This is a genomic window from Desmonostoc vinosum, from assembly GCF_059505385.1.
The window spans coordinates 1-16,381 of record NZ_JCACKM010000152.1; the positions used below are offsets into that span (position 1 = coordinate 1).

At 40.5% G+C, this 16,381-nt stretch carries 16 protein-coding genes and 1 pseudogene; 9 read left to right on the top strand and 8 right to left on the bottom strand.

Annotated features, from left to right (window positions below):
* The first annotated feature begins 269 nt into the window (after positions 1-269).
* The 7 genes from AC5JMF_RS21380 (at position 270) to AC5JMF_RS21410 (ending at position 6,918) form a co-directional block, all read left to right on the top strand.
* The gene (locus AC5JMF_RS21380) at positions 270-422 is read left to right on the top strand and encodes a hypothetical protein (RefSeq protein WP_495797723.1); all 153 of its coding nucleotides are present in this window, start codon (positions 270-272) and stop codon (positions 420-422) included.
* Positions 423-726: 304 nt separating this feature from the next.
* Entirely contained in the window at positions 727-1,005 is a 279-nt protein-coding gene (gene pipX / locus AC5JMF_RS21385) for a transcriptional coactivator PipX (RefSeq protein ID WP_495797724.1), read from the top strand.
* Positions 1,002-1,673 (top strand): YggS family pyridoxal phosphate-dependent enzyme, encoded by a 672-nt coding sequence (locus tag AC5JMF_RS21390; protein ID WP_495797725.1) that lies wholly within the window; start codon positions 1,002-1,004, stop codon positions 1,671-1,673. Before pipX ends, AC5JMF_RS21390 begins: the two co-directional genes overlap by 4 nt.
* A 490-nt stretch (positions 1,674-2,163) precedes the next feature.
* Positions 2,164-2,760, top strand: a complete 597-nt coding sequence (locus AC5JMF_RS21395) for a cell division protein SepF (protein WP_495797726.1) — start codon at positions 2,164-2,166, stop codon at positions 2,758-2,760.
* Positions 2,761-2,885: 125 nt separating this feature from the next.
* Positions 2,886-3,698 carry a pyrroline-5-carboxylate reductase gene (gene proC, locus AC5JMF_RS21400; protein ID WP_495797727.1) on the top strand — a complete coding sequence of 271 codons (813 nt, stop codon included), beginning with the start codon at positions 2,886-2,888 and terminating at the stop codon, positions 3,696-3,698.
* Between the two features lie 142 nt (positions 3,699-3,840).
* Complete coding sequence (locus AC5JMF_RS21405) at positions 3,841-6,510, top strand: DEAD/DEAH box helicase (RefSeq protein ID WP_495797728.1); 2,670 nt, start codon at positions 3,841-3,843, stop codon at positions 6,508-6,510.
* 72 nt (positions 6,511-6,582) lie between these two features.
* Positions 6,583-6,918, top strand: a complete 336-nt coding sequence (locus AC5JMF_RS21410) for a Uma2 family endonuclease (RefSeq protein WP_495797729.1) — start codon at positions 6,583-6,585, stop codon at positions 6,916-6,918.
* On the opposite strand, the gene AC5JMF_RS21415 is transcribed toward AC5JMF_RS21410, so the two are convergent.
* From AC5JMF_RS21415 to AC5JMF_RS21430, 4 genes and pseudogenes are all read right to left on the bottom strand, one after another.
* Entirely contained in the window at positions 6,900-7,187 is a 288-nt protein-coding gene (locus tag AC5JMF_RS21415; protein WP_495797730.1) for a HigA family addiction module antitoxin, read from the bottom strand. The two genes, AC5JMF_RS21410 and AC5JMF_RS21415, sit on opposite strands and share 19 nt — an antisense overlap.
* 11 nt (positions 7,188-7,198) lie before the next feature.
* Positions 7,199-7,321 (bottom strand): annotated as a pseudogene (locus AC5JMF_RS21420) (type II toxin-antitoxin system RelE/ParE family toxin); the annotation flags it as partial.
* A 161-nt stretch (positions 7,322-7,482) separates the two neighbouring features.
* Positions 7,483-8,076 carry a hypothetical protein gene (locus AC5JMF_RS21425; protein WP_495797731.1) on the bottom strand — a complete coding sequence of 198 codons (594 nt, stop codon included), beginning with the start codon at positions 8,074-8,076 and terminating at the stop codon, positions 7,483-7,485.
* A gap of 58 nt (positions 8,077-8,134) precedes the next feature.
* Positions 8,135-9,025 (bottom strand): aspartoacylase, encoded by an 891-nt coding sequence (locus AC5JMF_RS21430; protein WP_495797732.1) that lies wholly within the window; start codon positions 9,023-9,025, stop codon positions 8,135-8,137.
* A 134-nt stretch (positions 9,026-9,159) separates the two neighbouring features.
* Between AC5JMF_RS21430 and AC5JMF_RS21435 the strand changes: the two genes are divergently transcribed.
* On the top strand, positions 9,160-10,119 hold the full coding sequence (locus tag AC5JMF_RS21435) for a LysR family transcriptional regulator (RefSeq protein ID WP_495797733.1): 960 nt from the start codon (positions 9,160-9,162) through the stop codon (positions 10,117-10,119).
* Between the two features lie 147 nt (positions 10,120-10,266).
* Here AC5JMF_RS21435 and AC5JMF_RS21440 read toward each other — a convergent pair whose 3' ends face one another.
* The 4 genes from AC5JMF_RS21440 to AC5JMF_RS21455 all read right to left on the bottom strand — a co-directional run bounded on the left by AC5JMF_RS21440 (position 10,267) and on the right by AC5JMF_RS21455 (position 15,645).
* A complete protein-coding gene (locus tag AC5JMF_RS21440) occupies positions 10,267-10,647 on the bottom strand; it encodes a hypothetical protein (protein ID WP_495797734.1) in 381 nt (126 codons plus the stop codon).
* Between the two features lie 139 nt (positions 10,648-10,786).
* On the bottom strand, positions 10,787-12,733 hold the full coding sequence (locus AC5JMF_RS21445) for a DCC1-like thiol-disulfide oxidoreductase family protein (protein ID WP_495797735.1): 1,947 nt from the start codon (positions 12,731-12,733) through the stop codon (positions 10,787-10,789).
* 65 nt (positions 12,734-12,798) lie between these two features.
* Entirely contained in the window at positions 12,799-14,082 is a 1,284-nt protein-coding gene (locus AC5JMF_RS21450; protein ID WP_495797736.1) for an NAD(P)/FAD-dependent oxidoreductase, read from the bottom strand.
* Between the two features lie 474 nt (positions 14,083-14,556).
* A complete protein-coding gene (locus AC5JMF_RS21455; protein WP_495797737.1) occupies positions 14,557-15,645 on the bottom strand; it encodes an aromatic ring-hydroxylating dioxygenase subunit alpha in 1,089 nt (362 codons plus the stop codon).
* Between the two features lie 264 nt (positions 15,646-15,909).
* Here AC5JMF_RS21455 and AC5JMF_RS21460 point away from each other — a divergent pair, with 264 nt between their 5' ends.
* Complete coding sequence (locus AC5JMF_RS21460; protein ID WP_495797738.1) at positions 15,910-16,341, top strand: heavy metal-responsive transcriptional regulator; 432 nt, start codon at positions 15,910-15,912, stop codon at positions 16,339-16,341.
* Positions 16,342-16,381: the final 40 nt, after the last annotated feature.

Sequence of the window (16,381 nt, forward strand, 5' to 3'; positions counted from 1 at the left end):
CACTCCCCACTCCCCACTCCCCACTCCCCACTCCCCACTCCCCACTCCCCAATCCTCAGTCTATTTTGCTCCATAAAGCGATAGTTGTGGCAGTATGGAGGAAAGCCGGAGATTTGGCTTTTATCGATGGGAACTACCAAGGGTGCTTTCCTTTACCGTGCAAAACTTCCACAAGAGGGTAGGAACTGTTCTATATCTTGTTCTGACTATCTCTTGAGCATAAGTTGCCAAAGTATAATTGCGATCGCCCAAACGGAATTAGCAGCAAAATGAAGTACCGATTAGAGAAAATCTTCTATTTTTCTGCTCTCACCAAAGGCGCTGCGCGATCGCCTCTTTTGTATCTGTCCTGTTCTCCTTTGCCACTATCGGCTTCATCTGCCCTTCAGGAGTTGGATCAAGGTTTTTATAGCCGCAATTAACACATTGAAGAGGGAACAGGGAGCAGGGAACGGAGAACAGGAGAAGAATAAATAATTACGAATTACCCTTCGGGTTCGGGAGTGACGCTCCTTCGTCGCTAACGCTAGCGCTAACGGACTCGACGGGAACCGCCAAGACTCCGACTCCCTCACGAATTACGAATTACGAATTCCCTTCTTCACCGATAACCGTTCGTTAATTTCGCACCTCAAGCAAATATTCTGACGAAAGGAAGGTAATATCGTCTGAATGCTTGTACTGAACGGCGAAAAAATATATACATACTCCCACCTTGACTAATAAATGAATCCAGAAAACTTAGAAACTTACATAAATCATCCAACTTGGGGTTTGCTCTACAGGATCTGTATGGTTGATGAGAACCAAGATCTATTTACAACTCTCTATGCTCAGCGTTTATTTTTTTTGGTGGCAAATGACGTTAAAGGGATTAAATTTCAGCCTATAGGTCGTACTGAGGCTCGAATGATGCTGGAAAATCGCTTGCGTACCCTGCGTCGCAATGGACAATACCAGGAGTACGATCAGCTTCAGAGTGTTTTCCAACGCACCTTCCAATGAGCAGTTCGATCAGCGAGCGTATTGCTACGATTCGTTCCTCACTTCCTACTTCAGTCCGATTAATTGCTGTCACCAAACAAGTTCCTGCACAGATCGTCAGATCTGCCTATGCCGCAGGAATTCGTGATTTTGGTGAAAGTCGCATCCAAGAAGCTGCCATCAAACAAGCCGAGTTACAAGACTTACCGGATGTTACTTGGCACTTCATTGGACACTTGCAAAGTAATAAAGCTAAAAAAGCCCTTGAACAATTCCAATGGATTCACTCTGTAGATAATCTAAAGTTGGCACAGCGCTTAAATCAATTGGCGCAAGAGCTAGGAGTCAGTCCTCAAGTTTGCTTGCAAGTAAAATTTCTCCTTGATCCCAACAAGGCTGGTTGGAGTGTGCCAGAACTCTTAGCTGATTTAAGCACACTCAATCGATACAAAAATTTACAAATTCAGGGTTTGATGACAATTCCCCCTGCTGGATTGAATGATCCAGAAATTTTGGATGTATTTGCTCGAAATCGAGAATTAGCAAAGGAAATTCAGGAACAAAACTGGTCAAACATCAAAATGCAGCATTTGTCCATGGGGATGTCTGGTGACTATCAACTGGCAGTGCAAGCAGGCGCGACGATGGTAAGATTGGGAACCATCCTGTTTGGCGATCGCCTACAGTAATCCGTCAATCGATCACTTAGGGATCAGGATTGACACGGGGAGTAAAGACGCGGGGATGCGGAGAGTTGAAAAAATATTTTCTCCGTATCTCCACGTTTATATGTCACCGTATCTCCGTATTCTTGCGTCCTCACGTTCCCACCTCTGCGTGTTTTATCTTAGTATCCATAAAGCCAAAATTTTCTTGACAAACATTCTTTAATTAGCTGGTTTAATAAATAACAAAGGATATAGTATTGACAAAAGCAATTCCTAGTGGAAAATAGGGTGAAAGGAACTTTCCTTTGAACAATTCTTAGGATATAATCTTGACTCATTATTACTTCTAAGTATTGTACAGACATTCCCACAAGTCTTAGTTCTCCCACAAAAAGTAATAAATGCTACAAGTGGCAGTATAATTGCTGAGTAATTAACCCATGCAGCAAGCAAAACTGGCTTTTATTTTTAGCCAAGTCAGTAAAATTTATTCGCACTAGGAGAGTAAACGATGAACAATATATTTTCCAAGCTCAGGGATTTTGTCGGTCTAAATGAGCCAGTGGAATACGAGTACTACGAAGAAGAAGCAGATACAGATGGCTACCAAAATCTGTATCAGCAAGAAAACAATCTACAACAAACACCACAAGAATCTCCAACTCAAAATCGACGTTGGCGCGAGCCAGTGCCTACAATGGGGGATGATATAACAGCAGGTTCAAAGCCAATGGGGAATGTTATCGGTATGCCAGGAGCAATTAACGGAATTTCGGAAGTTTTAGTCCTTGAGCCACGCACTTTTGAAGAAATGCCCCAGGCTATTCAAGCCTTGAGAGAGCGTAAGTCAGTAGTATTAAACCTGACAATAATGGATCCCGATCAAGCTCAGCGAGCGGTAGACTTTGTAGCAGGTGGTACATACGCATTAGATGGACATCAAGAGCGCATTGGTGAGAGCATCTTCTTATTCACACCAAGCTGCGTGCAAGTTAGCACTCAAGGTGGAGTTCTGCATGAAGTACCGCAACCGCCAGCACGCCCCGCACGCCCTGCAAGTTCCACAAATCAAACTTGGGGTAATGAAGCCAATCGAATGGCACAATAAACCTTATTGGTTCTTTGTCCTCTCTTACAAAGTTCTGATCGGAGGAAACCTGCGATCAGACTTCGCGTTTTGTCCTTTGTCGAGATACAAATGACAAAGGACAAATGACAAATAACAAATGACAAATGACTACAAAATTTGGCTTAATTGGTGGTGGGGTAATGGGAGAAGCGCTGTTATCCCGTTTGATTGTGAGTGGTATTTATCAGCCATCCGAAGTCATAGTCAGCGAACCACTATCTCTACGCCAAGATGTTTTACAGCAGCAGTATGACGTGGCTGTAACAGCAGACAATCGGGTGGTATTCGCGCAAGCCCAAGAAGTGATATTTTTGGCTGTGAAACCACAAGTATTTAGTGCGATCGCTCAAGAATTGGCAGATGTGATCCCAACAGCACACTCGCCTTTATTCATCTCCATCCTAGCAGGTATACCTTTAAGTCAACTAGAAGCAGCTTTTCCCCAATCGCCAGTCATTAGAGCGATGCCCAACACTCCGGCAACAGTGGGAGCAGGAATTACAGCGATTTGTGCGGGTGCGTATACCACTCTCAAGCACCTCCAAATAGCCCAACAAATTTTTTCTGCGGTGGGTGAAGTTGTCGAAGTTTCCGAAGTATTAATAGATGCAGTGACAGGACTATCGGGAAGTGGCCCGGCTTATGTAGCAATCTTGGTGGAAGCACTCGCGGATGGAGGAGTAGCCGCAGGCTTACCAAGAGTGGTTGCCAATCAACTAGCCCTACAAACCGTATTGGGAACAGCCAGATTGTTACAAGAAACCAAAATGCATCCAGCAGAACTCAAAGACCGCGTTACCAGCCCAGGCGGCACAACAATTGCAGGCATTGCCAAACTAGAACAAGCCCGATTCCGTTCAGCTTTAATAGAAGCAGTCAAAGCCGCGACAGAACGATCGCAAGAACTGGGAAAATGAGGGAATGGGGAATAGGGAATTGGCAATAGTGAAAATTCCACAAAATTTACCCCACTCCCCACTCCCTACTCCCTACTTCTAATGACGAAGTTGACAAAAGACTCGTTAATATAGTAAACAGTCTGGTTGCAAATGTGATTGAGTGAATTATCCCGCGCCTTCTCCAGAACTTGACCTCAGGTCAATATTCCCCTTTGAACTGGATCTGTTCCAGAAAGATGCGATCGCGTCCCTGAACGCCGGACGCTCCGTAGTTGTTTGCGCCCCCACAGGTTCAGGCAAAACATTAGTTGGGGAATACGCCATTTATCGCGCCCTGTCGCGAGGAAAACGCGTTTTTTATACAACTCCCTTGAAGGCGCTATCAAATCAAAAATTACGTGATTTTCGCTCTAAATTTGGGTTTGATCTCGTTGGACTATTAACTGGGGATGCCTCGATTAACAGAGATGCCCCAATTCTGGTGATGACCACAGAAATTTTCCGGAATATGCTCTATGGTACACCGATTGGGCAAGTTGGTACTTCGTTGGTAGATGTTGAGGCGGTAGTGTTGGATGAGTGCCACTACATGAACGATCGCCAACGGGGGACAGTTTGGGAAGAATCGATTATTTATTGCCCCCGCGAAGTGCAACTAGCAGCTCTTTCGGCAACGGTTGCCAATAGCGATCAACTCACCGACTGGCTAAATCACGTCCACGGCCCCACCGACTTGATTTACTCAGATTTTCGCCCAGTCCCCTTGGAATTTCATTTTTGCAATCCCAAAGGGCTATTTCCGCTGCTGAATGAGAGTAAAACCAAAATTAACCCCCGCCTGCAAAAGAAGAAAGGCAAAGGAGGCGATCGCGGCAGGGCTAATAGACCAGAAGCCCCCAGCATTCCATATACCCTCAGCCATTTACAGCAACGGGATATGCTACCTGCAATTTACTTCATCTTCAGCCGCCGGGGTTGTGATAAGGCAGTGGCAGAAGTGGGCGATTTATGGCTAGTAAATAATGATGAATCCCAAGAATTACGTTGGCAAATTGATGAATTTTTAAACCGCAATCCCGAAGCGGGGCGTACCGGACAAATTGCTCCCCTATACCGGGGTATTGCTGCCCACCACGCCGGAATTTTACCCGCATGGAAAGTACTGGTAGAAGAACTATTTCAGCAGGGATTAATTAAAGTCGTCTTTGCCACCGAGACATTAGCGGCAGGCATCAATATGCCTGCGCGAACCACAGTGATTTCCACCCTTTCCAAGCGTACCGACACTGGACACCGCCTACTCAATGCTTCCGAATTTCTGCAAATGGCAGGACGCGCCGGTCGGCGGGGGATGGATAAACAAGGTCATGTGGTGACAGTCCAAACTCCCTTTGAAGGGGCGAAAGAAGCCGCGTATTTAGCAACATCGAAACCAGACCCCCTTGTCAGCCAGTTTACACCCAGTTATGGTATGGTGCTGAACTTGCTACAAACCCACACTTTGGAGCAAGCCAAGGAACTGGTAGAACGCAGCTTTGGCCAATACATGGCCAACTTGCACCTCAAACCGAGTTACGACGAAATTGCCGAACTGCAAGCACAATTAACCCAATTACAGGAACAAATTGATGCAGTTGATGAAAATGAACTTGCTGTTTATGAGAAATTGAGCCAACGTTTAAAAGTAGAACGCCAATTACTCAAAACTCTACAAGCACAAGCCCAAGAAGATCGAAAAGAGCAATTAGCGATGATGTTGGGCTTTGCCGTCTCTGGAACACTGTTGAGCCTCAAGGGTAAACATATCGTAGTTCCATCACCCGTCACAGCAGTGTTAATCGGACAAGCACCGAGTTCAAGCCAAACTCCTTACTTAGTGTGCTTGGGACGCGATAACTGCTGGTATGTGGCAACAACCGAGGATGTAGTTGATTTATATGCCGAATTGCCGCGAGTTGATGTGCCACCAGAGATTTCACCACCGCCAGAGATGCTTTTAAGACCGGGACAGGCATACCGTGGTAGTGAACAGACAGGCGCGATCGCCCGACTTATTCCCGAACTAGAGGATTCTGTCCATATGGCACCGGAAGTAGCCGAACAACTCAGTCGCATGGCTGCTGTACAAGAGCAAATAGATAATCATCCTCTGCGTCAATCGGGCAATGTCGGCACTATTTTTAAACGCAAAGCACGTTATGTAGAATTAGAAGCCGAACTCCAACTATTGCAAGCGCAATTAGAGCAACAATCCCAACGTCATTGGGAAGAGTTTCTCAGCTTGATTGAAATTTTGCAACACTTTGGCTGTTTAGATAATTTAGTTCCCACGCAATTAGGGCAAATGGCCGCTGCCATTCGCGGTGAAAATGAATTATGGCTGGGTTTAGCCCTTGCTAGTCATGAATTAGATAACTTAGATCCGCATCATTTAGCTGCTGCCGCCGCCGCTTTGGTGACAGAAACCCCGCGTCCAGATAGCAGGGTTAATTTTGATTTAAGTAATGAAGTGACAGAGGCTTTGGCGAAATTGCGGGGAATTCGTCGCCAAATGTTTCAACTGCAACGGCGGTATAATGTGGCATTACCTATATGGTTGGAGTTTGAGTTAATCGCTCTAGTAGAGAAGTGGTCTCTGGGAATAGAGTGGACGGAATTGTGTGAAAATACCAGCCTAGATGAAGGCGATGTAGTGAGGATTTTACGCCGGACATTGGATTTATTATCACAGATTCCCCACGTTCCTTATTTACCCGATTCCTTGCAGCGTAACGCTTATCGGGCAATGCAGCTCATTGATCGCTTTCCTGTGAATGAAGTTGTGGAATGATTGCCCATGTAGAGATGTTGCATTGCGATGTCTCTACATGGGCTGTCGTAAAATAACTGTACTGAGTCATCAATGAAGATTGCGATCGCCATGACTGCAACCACTAAAAAAGTTACTTTTACAGAGTATCTCAAGTATAACGATGGCACAGATACCCAATATGAATTGGTAGATGGAGAATTAATCCCCATGAGTCTTGGTACTCTTCAGCACGGTGGAATCTCCAAATTTTTAGAACGAAGCTTTGATGACGAAATCGCCGTCATGGGTAACAATTGGACAGCACAAAATTTTTCTGTCGGAGTGCGATCGCCACGCGGGGGCCGCTGGGACACTTCACCGCTCAATGACTACCAATCAAATTTTTTATTGAACACAATGCAACGTCTCTACAATATACGGGGTTGAATGGTTTCTTGAATTCTCTTCCCCGATGCTTGTTCGGCTAATCTCAGTTCATAATTTTTCTGTAAATTCATCCATATCTCAGCACCAGTACCAAAATATTGGCCTAATCGCAAAGCAGTATCAGCGGTTATCCCTCTTCGGCCATTGATTATTTCTGTAATCCGATTTTTAGGGACATGAAGCACACGCGCCAAATCACTCGCGGACATTCCTAGCTCATGAATTTCGTCAGCAAGAATTTCTCCAGGGTGAATAGGTGGACGTGCCATTTAATCCTCCTTTAGTGATAATCTGTGATTTCAATGTTAAAAGGCTCAAGAGATTCGTTTGGCCAATTAAAACAAATTCTCCATTGAGCATTAATTCGGATACTGTATTGACCTTTTCTGTCTCCTTCTAAAGATTCAAAACGCTCTAAGCGAAGCTATGCCGCAGGCTTTACGCTGCGCTAACGTAATTCGTAATTAAATAATTTCATGGAAGCGATCGCCTCATCAGTCCATAATCTTTGTAACTTTTATGATACTCATGTAGAGACGTAGTATGGCAAGTCTCTACACAGCACTAAATTTTTCCGTTGTCAACTGAATTAGTCTTAGGTAAAGATTGTATGGAAACAGCTGACGGAGAAACTTGATATCCTATAAGTTCCGGTTTCTTATCCTTAACCAGCCAAATAAATGTTTCTTGAATCGATGATTTAGAAAATTTGGTCTCGTAACGACTGAGAATCAATTTTTCCGAATCATTATTATTTAATTGCCACCACCAATCTAATTGCTGAGTTGATTGAATCGTACCAAGTTTATCAGAAACCTGATTACAGAAAGCTAAAAAGTCAGCTTGTTTAGAATTTTTCCGCAAAAGTTCATTAGCTTGTGCGTAAATTTCTTGGCATTTGCCTTGCTCTAATTGTGAGTGAAATTGCTTAACAGCCACTTCGGCTGCTTGATATTTAATTTCTAAATCATTTACAGATAAGTTTTTGTTCTCAGGAGGTTGCAAAATATTAACAGCGCTACCAAAGCCAAATACAAGATCACCAAACTTCACTGCAATACTGGCTGCACCAAATACAATTGAACCAATAAATACAAAAAACAATATTGTTCCTAAACAGCCAAAACAACCTGTGTAACTTGAAGCGGAATTAGACATAATAACCTCCAAAATAATTGCTATTTTGTAATTTGTAGTTATTAACTAATTATTATGATTATGATTCAGGTAATATTTCTTGTATTTTTTGAGTTAGAGACATAGCAACACCTTTCTCATAGTAAGCTGCTTCATTAATGAACACGGGATAAACAGTTGATTCACCTTCATAAATAATCTCCTTCCCATCAAAAGTTAAAAACATTGGTTCCCCAGGATGCAGCGCTTCATAATCTCGAAATTGCAGCCGGGGGTGAATCATGGCTCGAATTTCTCTAACTTCATTTCTGGGATAATCAACTGTTTTAATACTTTGATAAATGGTGAATGTATCTTTGATTTTTATTGACGCTTTGTGGTTATATATTTCTACATAATCAAGAATTGTGCTGATAAGTTCTTCTGTTTTTTGAAATAAATTCGCGTCTAATACTCCTTGAGCAACAGCACCAACTTCGATGGTGCAACCAAATTGGCAAATTGAATCTAGATAACAATTATCTTGAGTTTTTGGTGCTGAACAAAGAATCCTAACCTTTGGATTTACACAACTAATATAAGCTGCCAATTGTAAATCAAAGGGATGCTTACTTGCCAAAATAAATGTTAATCCCATGTTGGATGTTGTGGAGTGTAAATCGATAACTAAGTCAGCTTGTTGGCTACCTCCAGTTCCGAAAGTTGAGTAAATTACTTTGGCTCGTTGTGCTTCGTAACTTGCCAGATTGGGATTCTGTAAACAGGAGCGTTGAAAACAGCGATTGAGGTCTGTATCTACATATCTTCGACCGATTTCAAAGGCTTTGGGATTAGCTATTATAGTGTTAATTGTAAAGCTTTTTCGCTGAATTAATTGAGGCGATCGCTCAAATTTTTTAACTAGGTAAATTCCTGTGAGTTCATTTCCATGTGTTCCACCAACAATAACAACGCGATTGATTAAACTCATAGTTGCAATCCTTCCTTTCTTCAGTCTGAAGCATTAACCAACTGAGAACTAACTAATATTGTTTATTACACTATGAGGAAATTAATTGATTGACAAGATATATTTATTTAACATAATATATCTTGAATGATATAATGTGCCCAAAAGTCGTGGATGTTCGTTACCTCAGCAACTTCGAGCTTCGACAAATATGCTACTTTCTAGCAGTAGTTGAAGCCGGAAACAACTTTAGCAAGGCGGCTGAACAACTAGACATAGAACAACCTCCTCTCAGCCAAAGAATTCGCTCACTAGAAAAAGCTCTCTCGGTAGAGTTATTTAACCGCAGAACACGCCCCTTGAGACTCACACCTGCGGGACAAGCCTTTCTAGAAGAGGCATCATTAGCGTTAAATCATCTCGAACGCGCTATTGATAATGCACAACTAGTTAGTCGGGGCGAGATTGGGCGTTTGATTGTGGGGATAAACAGCGGCATTGCTAATAGTTTGTTACCTGATATTTTGCGAACCTTCCGTCAACGATTCCCCAAAGTGGAATTGGTACTGCGCGAACTGACTGGAGAACAGCAAATTCAGGAAATGCGGAATTATCAAGTTGATGTGGGGTTTGAGCATTTACCCAATCATTACGAACAGGCTACAGACTTGTGCTTTTTACCCTTTCTCCAAGATTCGTTGCTAATTGCGTTACCAGAAAATCATCACCTTGCGGCTCAATCACAAATTCCTTTAGAAGCGCTAGCACAGGAGCCATTTGTTATACCCTCGCTCAAAAATGCTCCTTCTCTCTATACTGAAACAATAAATCTCTGTAAAAATGCTGGATTTTTGCCTCAGATAGCTCAAGAAGCAACTTGGATGATTACGGTTCTCAGCTTAATTGCGGGTGGAATTGGTGTGGCGCTCTTAAGTAGCAATGTTCGGACTCTGCATCGTGCAGGCGTTGTTTACCGCAATATTCAAGGTGCAAACCTCAACCGTCAAATCGCAGCTTTGTGGCGTCAAGGAGATGAAAATATATCACCTGTATTGTGCGAGTTTTTGCAGGTGATTGCAGAAGTTGCAAGCGAGAATTCAAAGTATAATCTGTGAGAAATTGAAACCTAGTTAATAATTTTTATTGTAAAAAATGCTTTTTTGGGTTTTGTATAAACTGCTTACCTCTACTTGAGTAGTCAATATTTTGTTTTTGATTCTCTTAGTAGAAATTATGGTATTTGCTATCAGTGCTGACAAATCTTAGTAAACTAAGTTTCCAGTACCTCGCAGTTGTCGTAAAGAATTGATACAAAATGGACAATCGCACGTAAATAACTTAATCGCAGCTTCGCTTTCTTCGTCAGTGAAATTAAGTTCTGCAACTGTGTGATCTGATGGCTGATCTGAGATTACCATCGACTTAGGTGGAGGAGCTTTAGGGTCTCTCTCTGAATCTCGAATACATACAAAATCCTTAAGGCCGTGGGGATTAGTGATACAAGTACGGCCGTCATTGGTATGTACTAATCGCTGGGTGAGGTTAGTATTAGCATGAGCTGGATTGATGATCCCTATTGTGGACATCAACGATGTAAAAATTGAGGAAGTGGCAAGTAAATTAAGTATGAGTTTTCTGTTCATCAAATTCCTCTGAACAATGTCGTTGAACGCTAAGGTTATCCGATTAACAGTTATAAGTCAAGTGACTTATAACTAAAATACCAAATATTTATGATATGTTTGAGTGTTTGGTTAATTTGTCATGACTTTTTGGCTATTGCTACACATTCAATTCCAATACTAGTGAGCGATTAACCGGATTCTCTAGTTGCTTTTCAGGGTCATTCCATACTGTAGTTTTATAAAATTGTACTGATTTAGCTTGCTTGAGGCTGGGGTCACTATTAGTTATTAATTGCCAAAGAACGCTCAACTGCCGAAGCTTTTTATTAGGATCTTTAGTTTTGTAAAGGATCGACAAACTTAACCCCATAAACCTTTCAGGCGATATTTTTTTCTTCAAGCTTTTTTGCTCAAAAGCTATGGGTGTACCTGTTGTACTCAAAGGGACAATTTCAAGAACAACTGTTTGAGCGTTTGCAATACCTGAAAATTTAGGATAGCAACTAAAAGGCCAAGCTTCAGTTTCTCTAATCAAACCAAAAAAGATATTGATTACAAGTAAAAAAGTACCAACAACTGTAACGATCTGCACATGACTTCGTGGTTGATAATTCCGTCTTGGGACATCATCATAATTTTGAGCCTGAGGCAAACTACAGGTACGAGAATCAGCAACACGTCGATAAATTTGATTACCAATCGTTGGCACAGGCCATATATAAAGTAAAGGTAAGGTCGGCCAGAGAATTGGGATTCGGGTTGCTAAAACACGATAGGCTGAAAAAGCTTTCCAAGACTTCGTTTCGACAACTACGTGCATATCAGCTAATAGTGCTTGTAAGTCTAACCAAAGAAGATTATGAGTCGTAAGAGCTTGCTCATCCAGAGCATTGACGAATGTTAACCTACCAAAAATATCAAAGACTTTTAAAGTGGCAATTGTACGGCGGCAGAGTTTGCAATTTCCATCATAAATAACATACATTTCTTTACGGAAAAGCCGATGTCCAATCCAATGAAAAATAGCATTCCAATCCAAGAAAGCTACATAGCATTTTTGCAGAATCAAGAAGCTAATCTTCATTAACAAATTAGTCATATTATGAAAAAGTAATCCTCCTACAGCAGCTATATATCTAGTTGTGGATGAGAACATGAGAAAAATAAAAGATAATTCAAAAAAGATTGAGCCAAGGGCCGATAGGCGATATAAAACTGGATATTTGTCTAATCTAAACAGTGGCATCCAGCCATCTAGTTCAAGCCATTTGTTATATAATTGATACTTAAGATTATCGCTGAATGCCCAATCAAAACCACCACTAAACAATTTATAAAGTCCTGGAAAAAAGTAAATTATACCCATTAAAAGCCAAACAAAACGTAAAGGTAATGCGTAGTTTCGAGACAAACTAGGAGGTTCTATTTGACCACGATCAGCCCGTTTCCAAGCAAAGAAAATTGCATCTAATGACAAAACATCAGCACATCGACTAGCGGCTAAAATGGCAGCAAACCATAATAGGTGATGATAGTGATTTACCTTACCATAAAGTTGAGGAATCCCCAGAACATAGACACCAAGAATTACACTTAGCCATGCTGAAGTACGTGTAAACAAACCAATCATGGCTGTAAATGAACAAATCTTTAATAGCAACGCAGTTATCTGAGCGATTGTTGCATTGATAGGAATAAGATAAATTATCCATCCTAAACCCAAGGGTGGAAATAGAAGATCGCTCGGTACTTGACTAAACCATAAAATTTTAGAAACACTGCTATTGACTTGTACAAATAATGATTGAAACAAAACAATACGAAATATGGCCAGATTAATAGGATATGTTTCTTCTGTGAAAAACTCTCTAATTGTTTTGAAAAAATAACGGCGTCTTTGAAATGCAAATATCAGTAATTGAATGCAAATACCAATTAAAATGGCTCTTGAAAGTTTTAGTCGAGTTGCTATTTGATTGGGGAATAAGAAATATATTAACCAAATAACTAGAGGCCATAAAATAGCAATTGATAAATGAATAAGTAGGAATTTATGGCCTTTATAAAGTTTCTCTATTTGTTTTTTGAGTGCATTGAATACCATGAGATTACTACCTTGATTGCTTAAGTTTGAAGATGCTATTTTATATCAATTGGTTAAATAATTTTTTATAGTTTAGAATCATTTTGATGTAAGCTATGATCAGGAGAGCCAATTGAGTGTGAGCGATTGTTAGTCGTTTGCCGCGTGGATTTGCCACCAGAAAAATACAAGAGCAATAATCTTGCTAGCCAATGCTTGCTAACTTGAATCCGATGTCTGAGGGTTGGCATTCGTAGCAGCAGATAAACTAATCGACGAGTGATATGTGCTAGGCGTCCCTTTAAATTAATAAAGCCGAGGCTAGAGACGATCGCACTGTTTGTACCCAAGGTGAGCATTTCTCCCAAATGAATATAGCGAAAGTGGCGCAGAGGTCGCCCGGTAATAGCAGCTTGAAGATTATAAGCAGCACAGCTTGCTTGCTGATAGGCAGCTTGGGCTGTGGTCGGGATTTGTTTTCCTTGATGGTCACGGATATTGGCTAAATCTCCCAGGGCAAAAACCTCAGGATGATCCAATATTTGTAGTGTGGGAAGAGTTATGAGTTGATCTTGATGGTTCTGCTGGGAACTTAGATGCCTTAATAGTTGATTTACACGAGTTCCTACAGTCCACAATATTAAGTCCACAGGGATTGTTTTTATCTGACCCTGATGTTCCAAAGTGATGGAGTCAGAACTAATCGATTGGACTTTGGTTTTGAGGTGAATTTTAACCCCACGTTCTGCTAAGGCTTGAAAAGCTATTTTCTGGCTGAAGGTTGTAAAGGACTTGAGAAGTTTTTCCCCTCGTTCAATCAAGTATATGTGACCTTGTTCTTGTAAGCGGTCGGCCAGTTTACCTGCTAACTCTACGCCACTCGAACCACCACCTGCAATCGCAACTCGGATGGTTGAGTTATTACTAGCTTCTAGAGACTGCAATTTTTCATTCAGCTTTTGTGCATCAGCTAGTGTGCGAAAGGAAAAAGCATAATCAGAATCAGAAATAGTCTTTAGCGAAGCTTCTCTCCCAAGTGCTAGAACCAGCCAATCGTAGGACAATAACTTTCCCTGTTGTAATTGCACTTGGCGATTCTTGAGATCAATCTGCTGTACTACACTTCGACAAAACTGAATCTTAGTACCTCTGATTAACTTGAGATAGGGAGGTGCAATTTCCCACTGATCTAGTTCTTCAGTGACTAATTCATAGAGAAATGGTGTAAATAGAAAGCGGTCATTTTGATCAACTAGAGTAATTTCGGGTTTAGGCGATCGCTTCCAAGATAATTTATTTAAGTACAAAGCAGTATATATTCCAGCAAATCCACCACCCAGAATACAAATTTGAGTATGAGTCACTATCATCAGACTGAAATAATACTTAGTTTATGAGTATGTTATCAAACAAAAATAGTATTTTTTCGTATAAAAAACCGAAAATTAATTATATTTTTTTATGTAAAAAAATATACTAATATTTTTACATAAAATTAATATGTTTTATAATATACTTTATTCTACTGGCAAAAATTTTTCTAATTACTAGCAAGCAGTATCTGATGATACAAATTTTCCATTCACTAATCCCTATTGGAAATCTCTAGGAATTAGGCTAGTGCAAATAATTGTGGTACTGAACTCAAATTAGTAATAGTAATTAAGAAAAATCAGTGTCAAATTATACTATTTTTCATTCGGGAAATCGTTATACTTGTTACTAGGTTCTACCTGGGAATTATGAAGTGGCTCTGCCACTTCTTTTTATGTATATATTAAAGCAGGCAAAAAAGTTCAAAGTAAAAAGCTCAAGGAATAACTTTTTACTTTGAAGTTCAATTATTAGTCATTAGTCAGTGCATCTCGCCATTGCTCGCGATTTTGCTTACTTTCATGGACAGGCGATCGCACTTCTTGCCAAGTCTTCCACATCAAAGGTTTCTGTCTTTCAACATAGTTGATAAACTGCACAATAGATTTATCTGCTTTGATAGGAGTTTTCAAATTAAACTGAATTGTTTGAAAAACCTTGGTATCGCCTTTAATAAAGTACTTGCCTACTATTTTAGTCAAATACAACACGAAGCGATTATATAACCAACCGATAATTCCTCTACGTTTTTGCAACATCAGTATGGTTTGAGCCTCAGATTTACCGCCTTCAAGAAGACGCAAAGCAAACATAATATGTAAATGAAGGAAATCAGTATTAATTGTTAATATCCCAGTGCTACCATACCAGTAGCAAATACTATAAGTAGCAACATTCTTGTAAAAAGGACGGAGGAGTTTAATAAAAAAAGAATGTTTACCATCATTCCTAGTGTTGCTAAAGATAATAGCATTTTGATTTAATTCCTGTTTGTCAAAAATAATTTCTGCTGACTGTTGGTGAACTGTATTGAAATGTTGAGCATCGATAGCATTAATCATCACCACATTAGGATGACAATTCATTATTAAACTAGGGCCTAAAGTAATATCATATTCCTTGTATTCAAGCTCTGGAACAAAAGGTAAAGGTTGTTGCGGAATTTCACCAGTCCACACCCAGATTACCCCATACTGTTCAGCAGTGGGCCAAGTTTTTAACTTGATAGGAAGTGGATTATCCAAACATGGAATCTCAACACATATTCCTTCTGCATCAAACTTCCAATGATGGAAAAAACAACGCAGCTCATTACCCTCTATTTTCCCCTCAGCTAGGTGAGCGCCCATATGTGGACAATAAGCATCAAAGATTACTGCTCTTTTGTCCTTACCACGAAAAACTACTAGATTTCTACCCAAAATCGTAATAGGTTTTACCTCACCTAAGCGCAAATTTTGAGAAGGTATTACCCAATACCATCCCTCAATAAAACGTTCTGGATTATTGAAATTTTTAGGTTTACGCGTTGAGCTAAAAGTCTGCAAATTAACATCCATTTTATGGTTTCACTTAAAGTGAAGCGGTTGATCTAGAAGTAACATGGAAATCTCCAAAAAACAGTTACTTGCAGTACCAGAAGAGTTGTTAAATTACTAATTTATGAAAATTATAAAGATTAAATAATATCAAGTTTTTTAGTAGCATATTATATTGAAAAATTTCAATGCAGAGGGTCGCAGAGTTAAGCGCAAAGGATAGGCAGAGGTTGTTAATATTTATGGAAATATGTGATAATAATTACAGAATTGGGGTAATCTGCCGTGTTAACTCAAAAGCAAAAACTGCTGTTAATTGGTCAAGTAACAAATATGAGCGGAGTTCCTATTAGGACGATTCGCTATTACGAAAGTTTAGGTTTACTCAAGTCTTCAGGACGAACAGAGGGCGGTTTTCGGCAATTTTCTGTGGATGTGTTAACTCGTCTATCTTTTATTAAAAGGGCACAAAACTTAGGTCTGAGTTTAGAAGAAATTCGAGATATTCTTCAGGTCTATGACCAAGGACAACCCCCTTGTGGTGAAATCAAAGAAAAATTAGCAGAAAAAGTTTCACAAATCGATGATCAAATTGCTCAGTTATTAACATTACGCTCGGAAATTGGAGATTTACTTTCAGGTTGGCAAGATATTAATAGCAAGCAAGAAGATACAATTTGTCCCATCATTCAGCAGGGAGTGGGGAGTAGGGAGTAGGGAGTAGGGAGTAGGGAGTAGGGAGTAGGGAGTAGGGAGT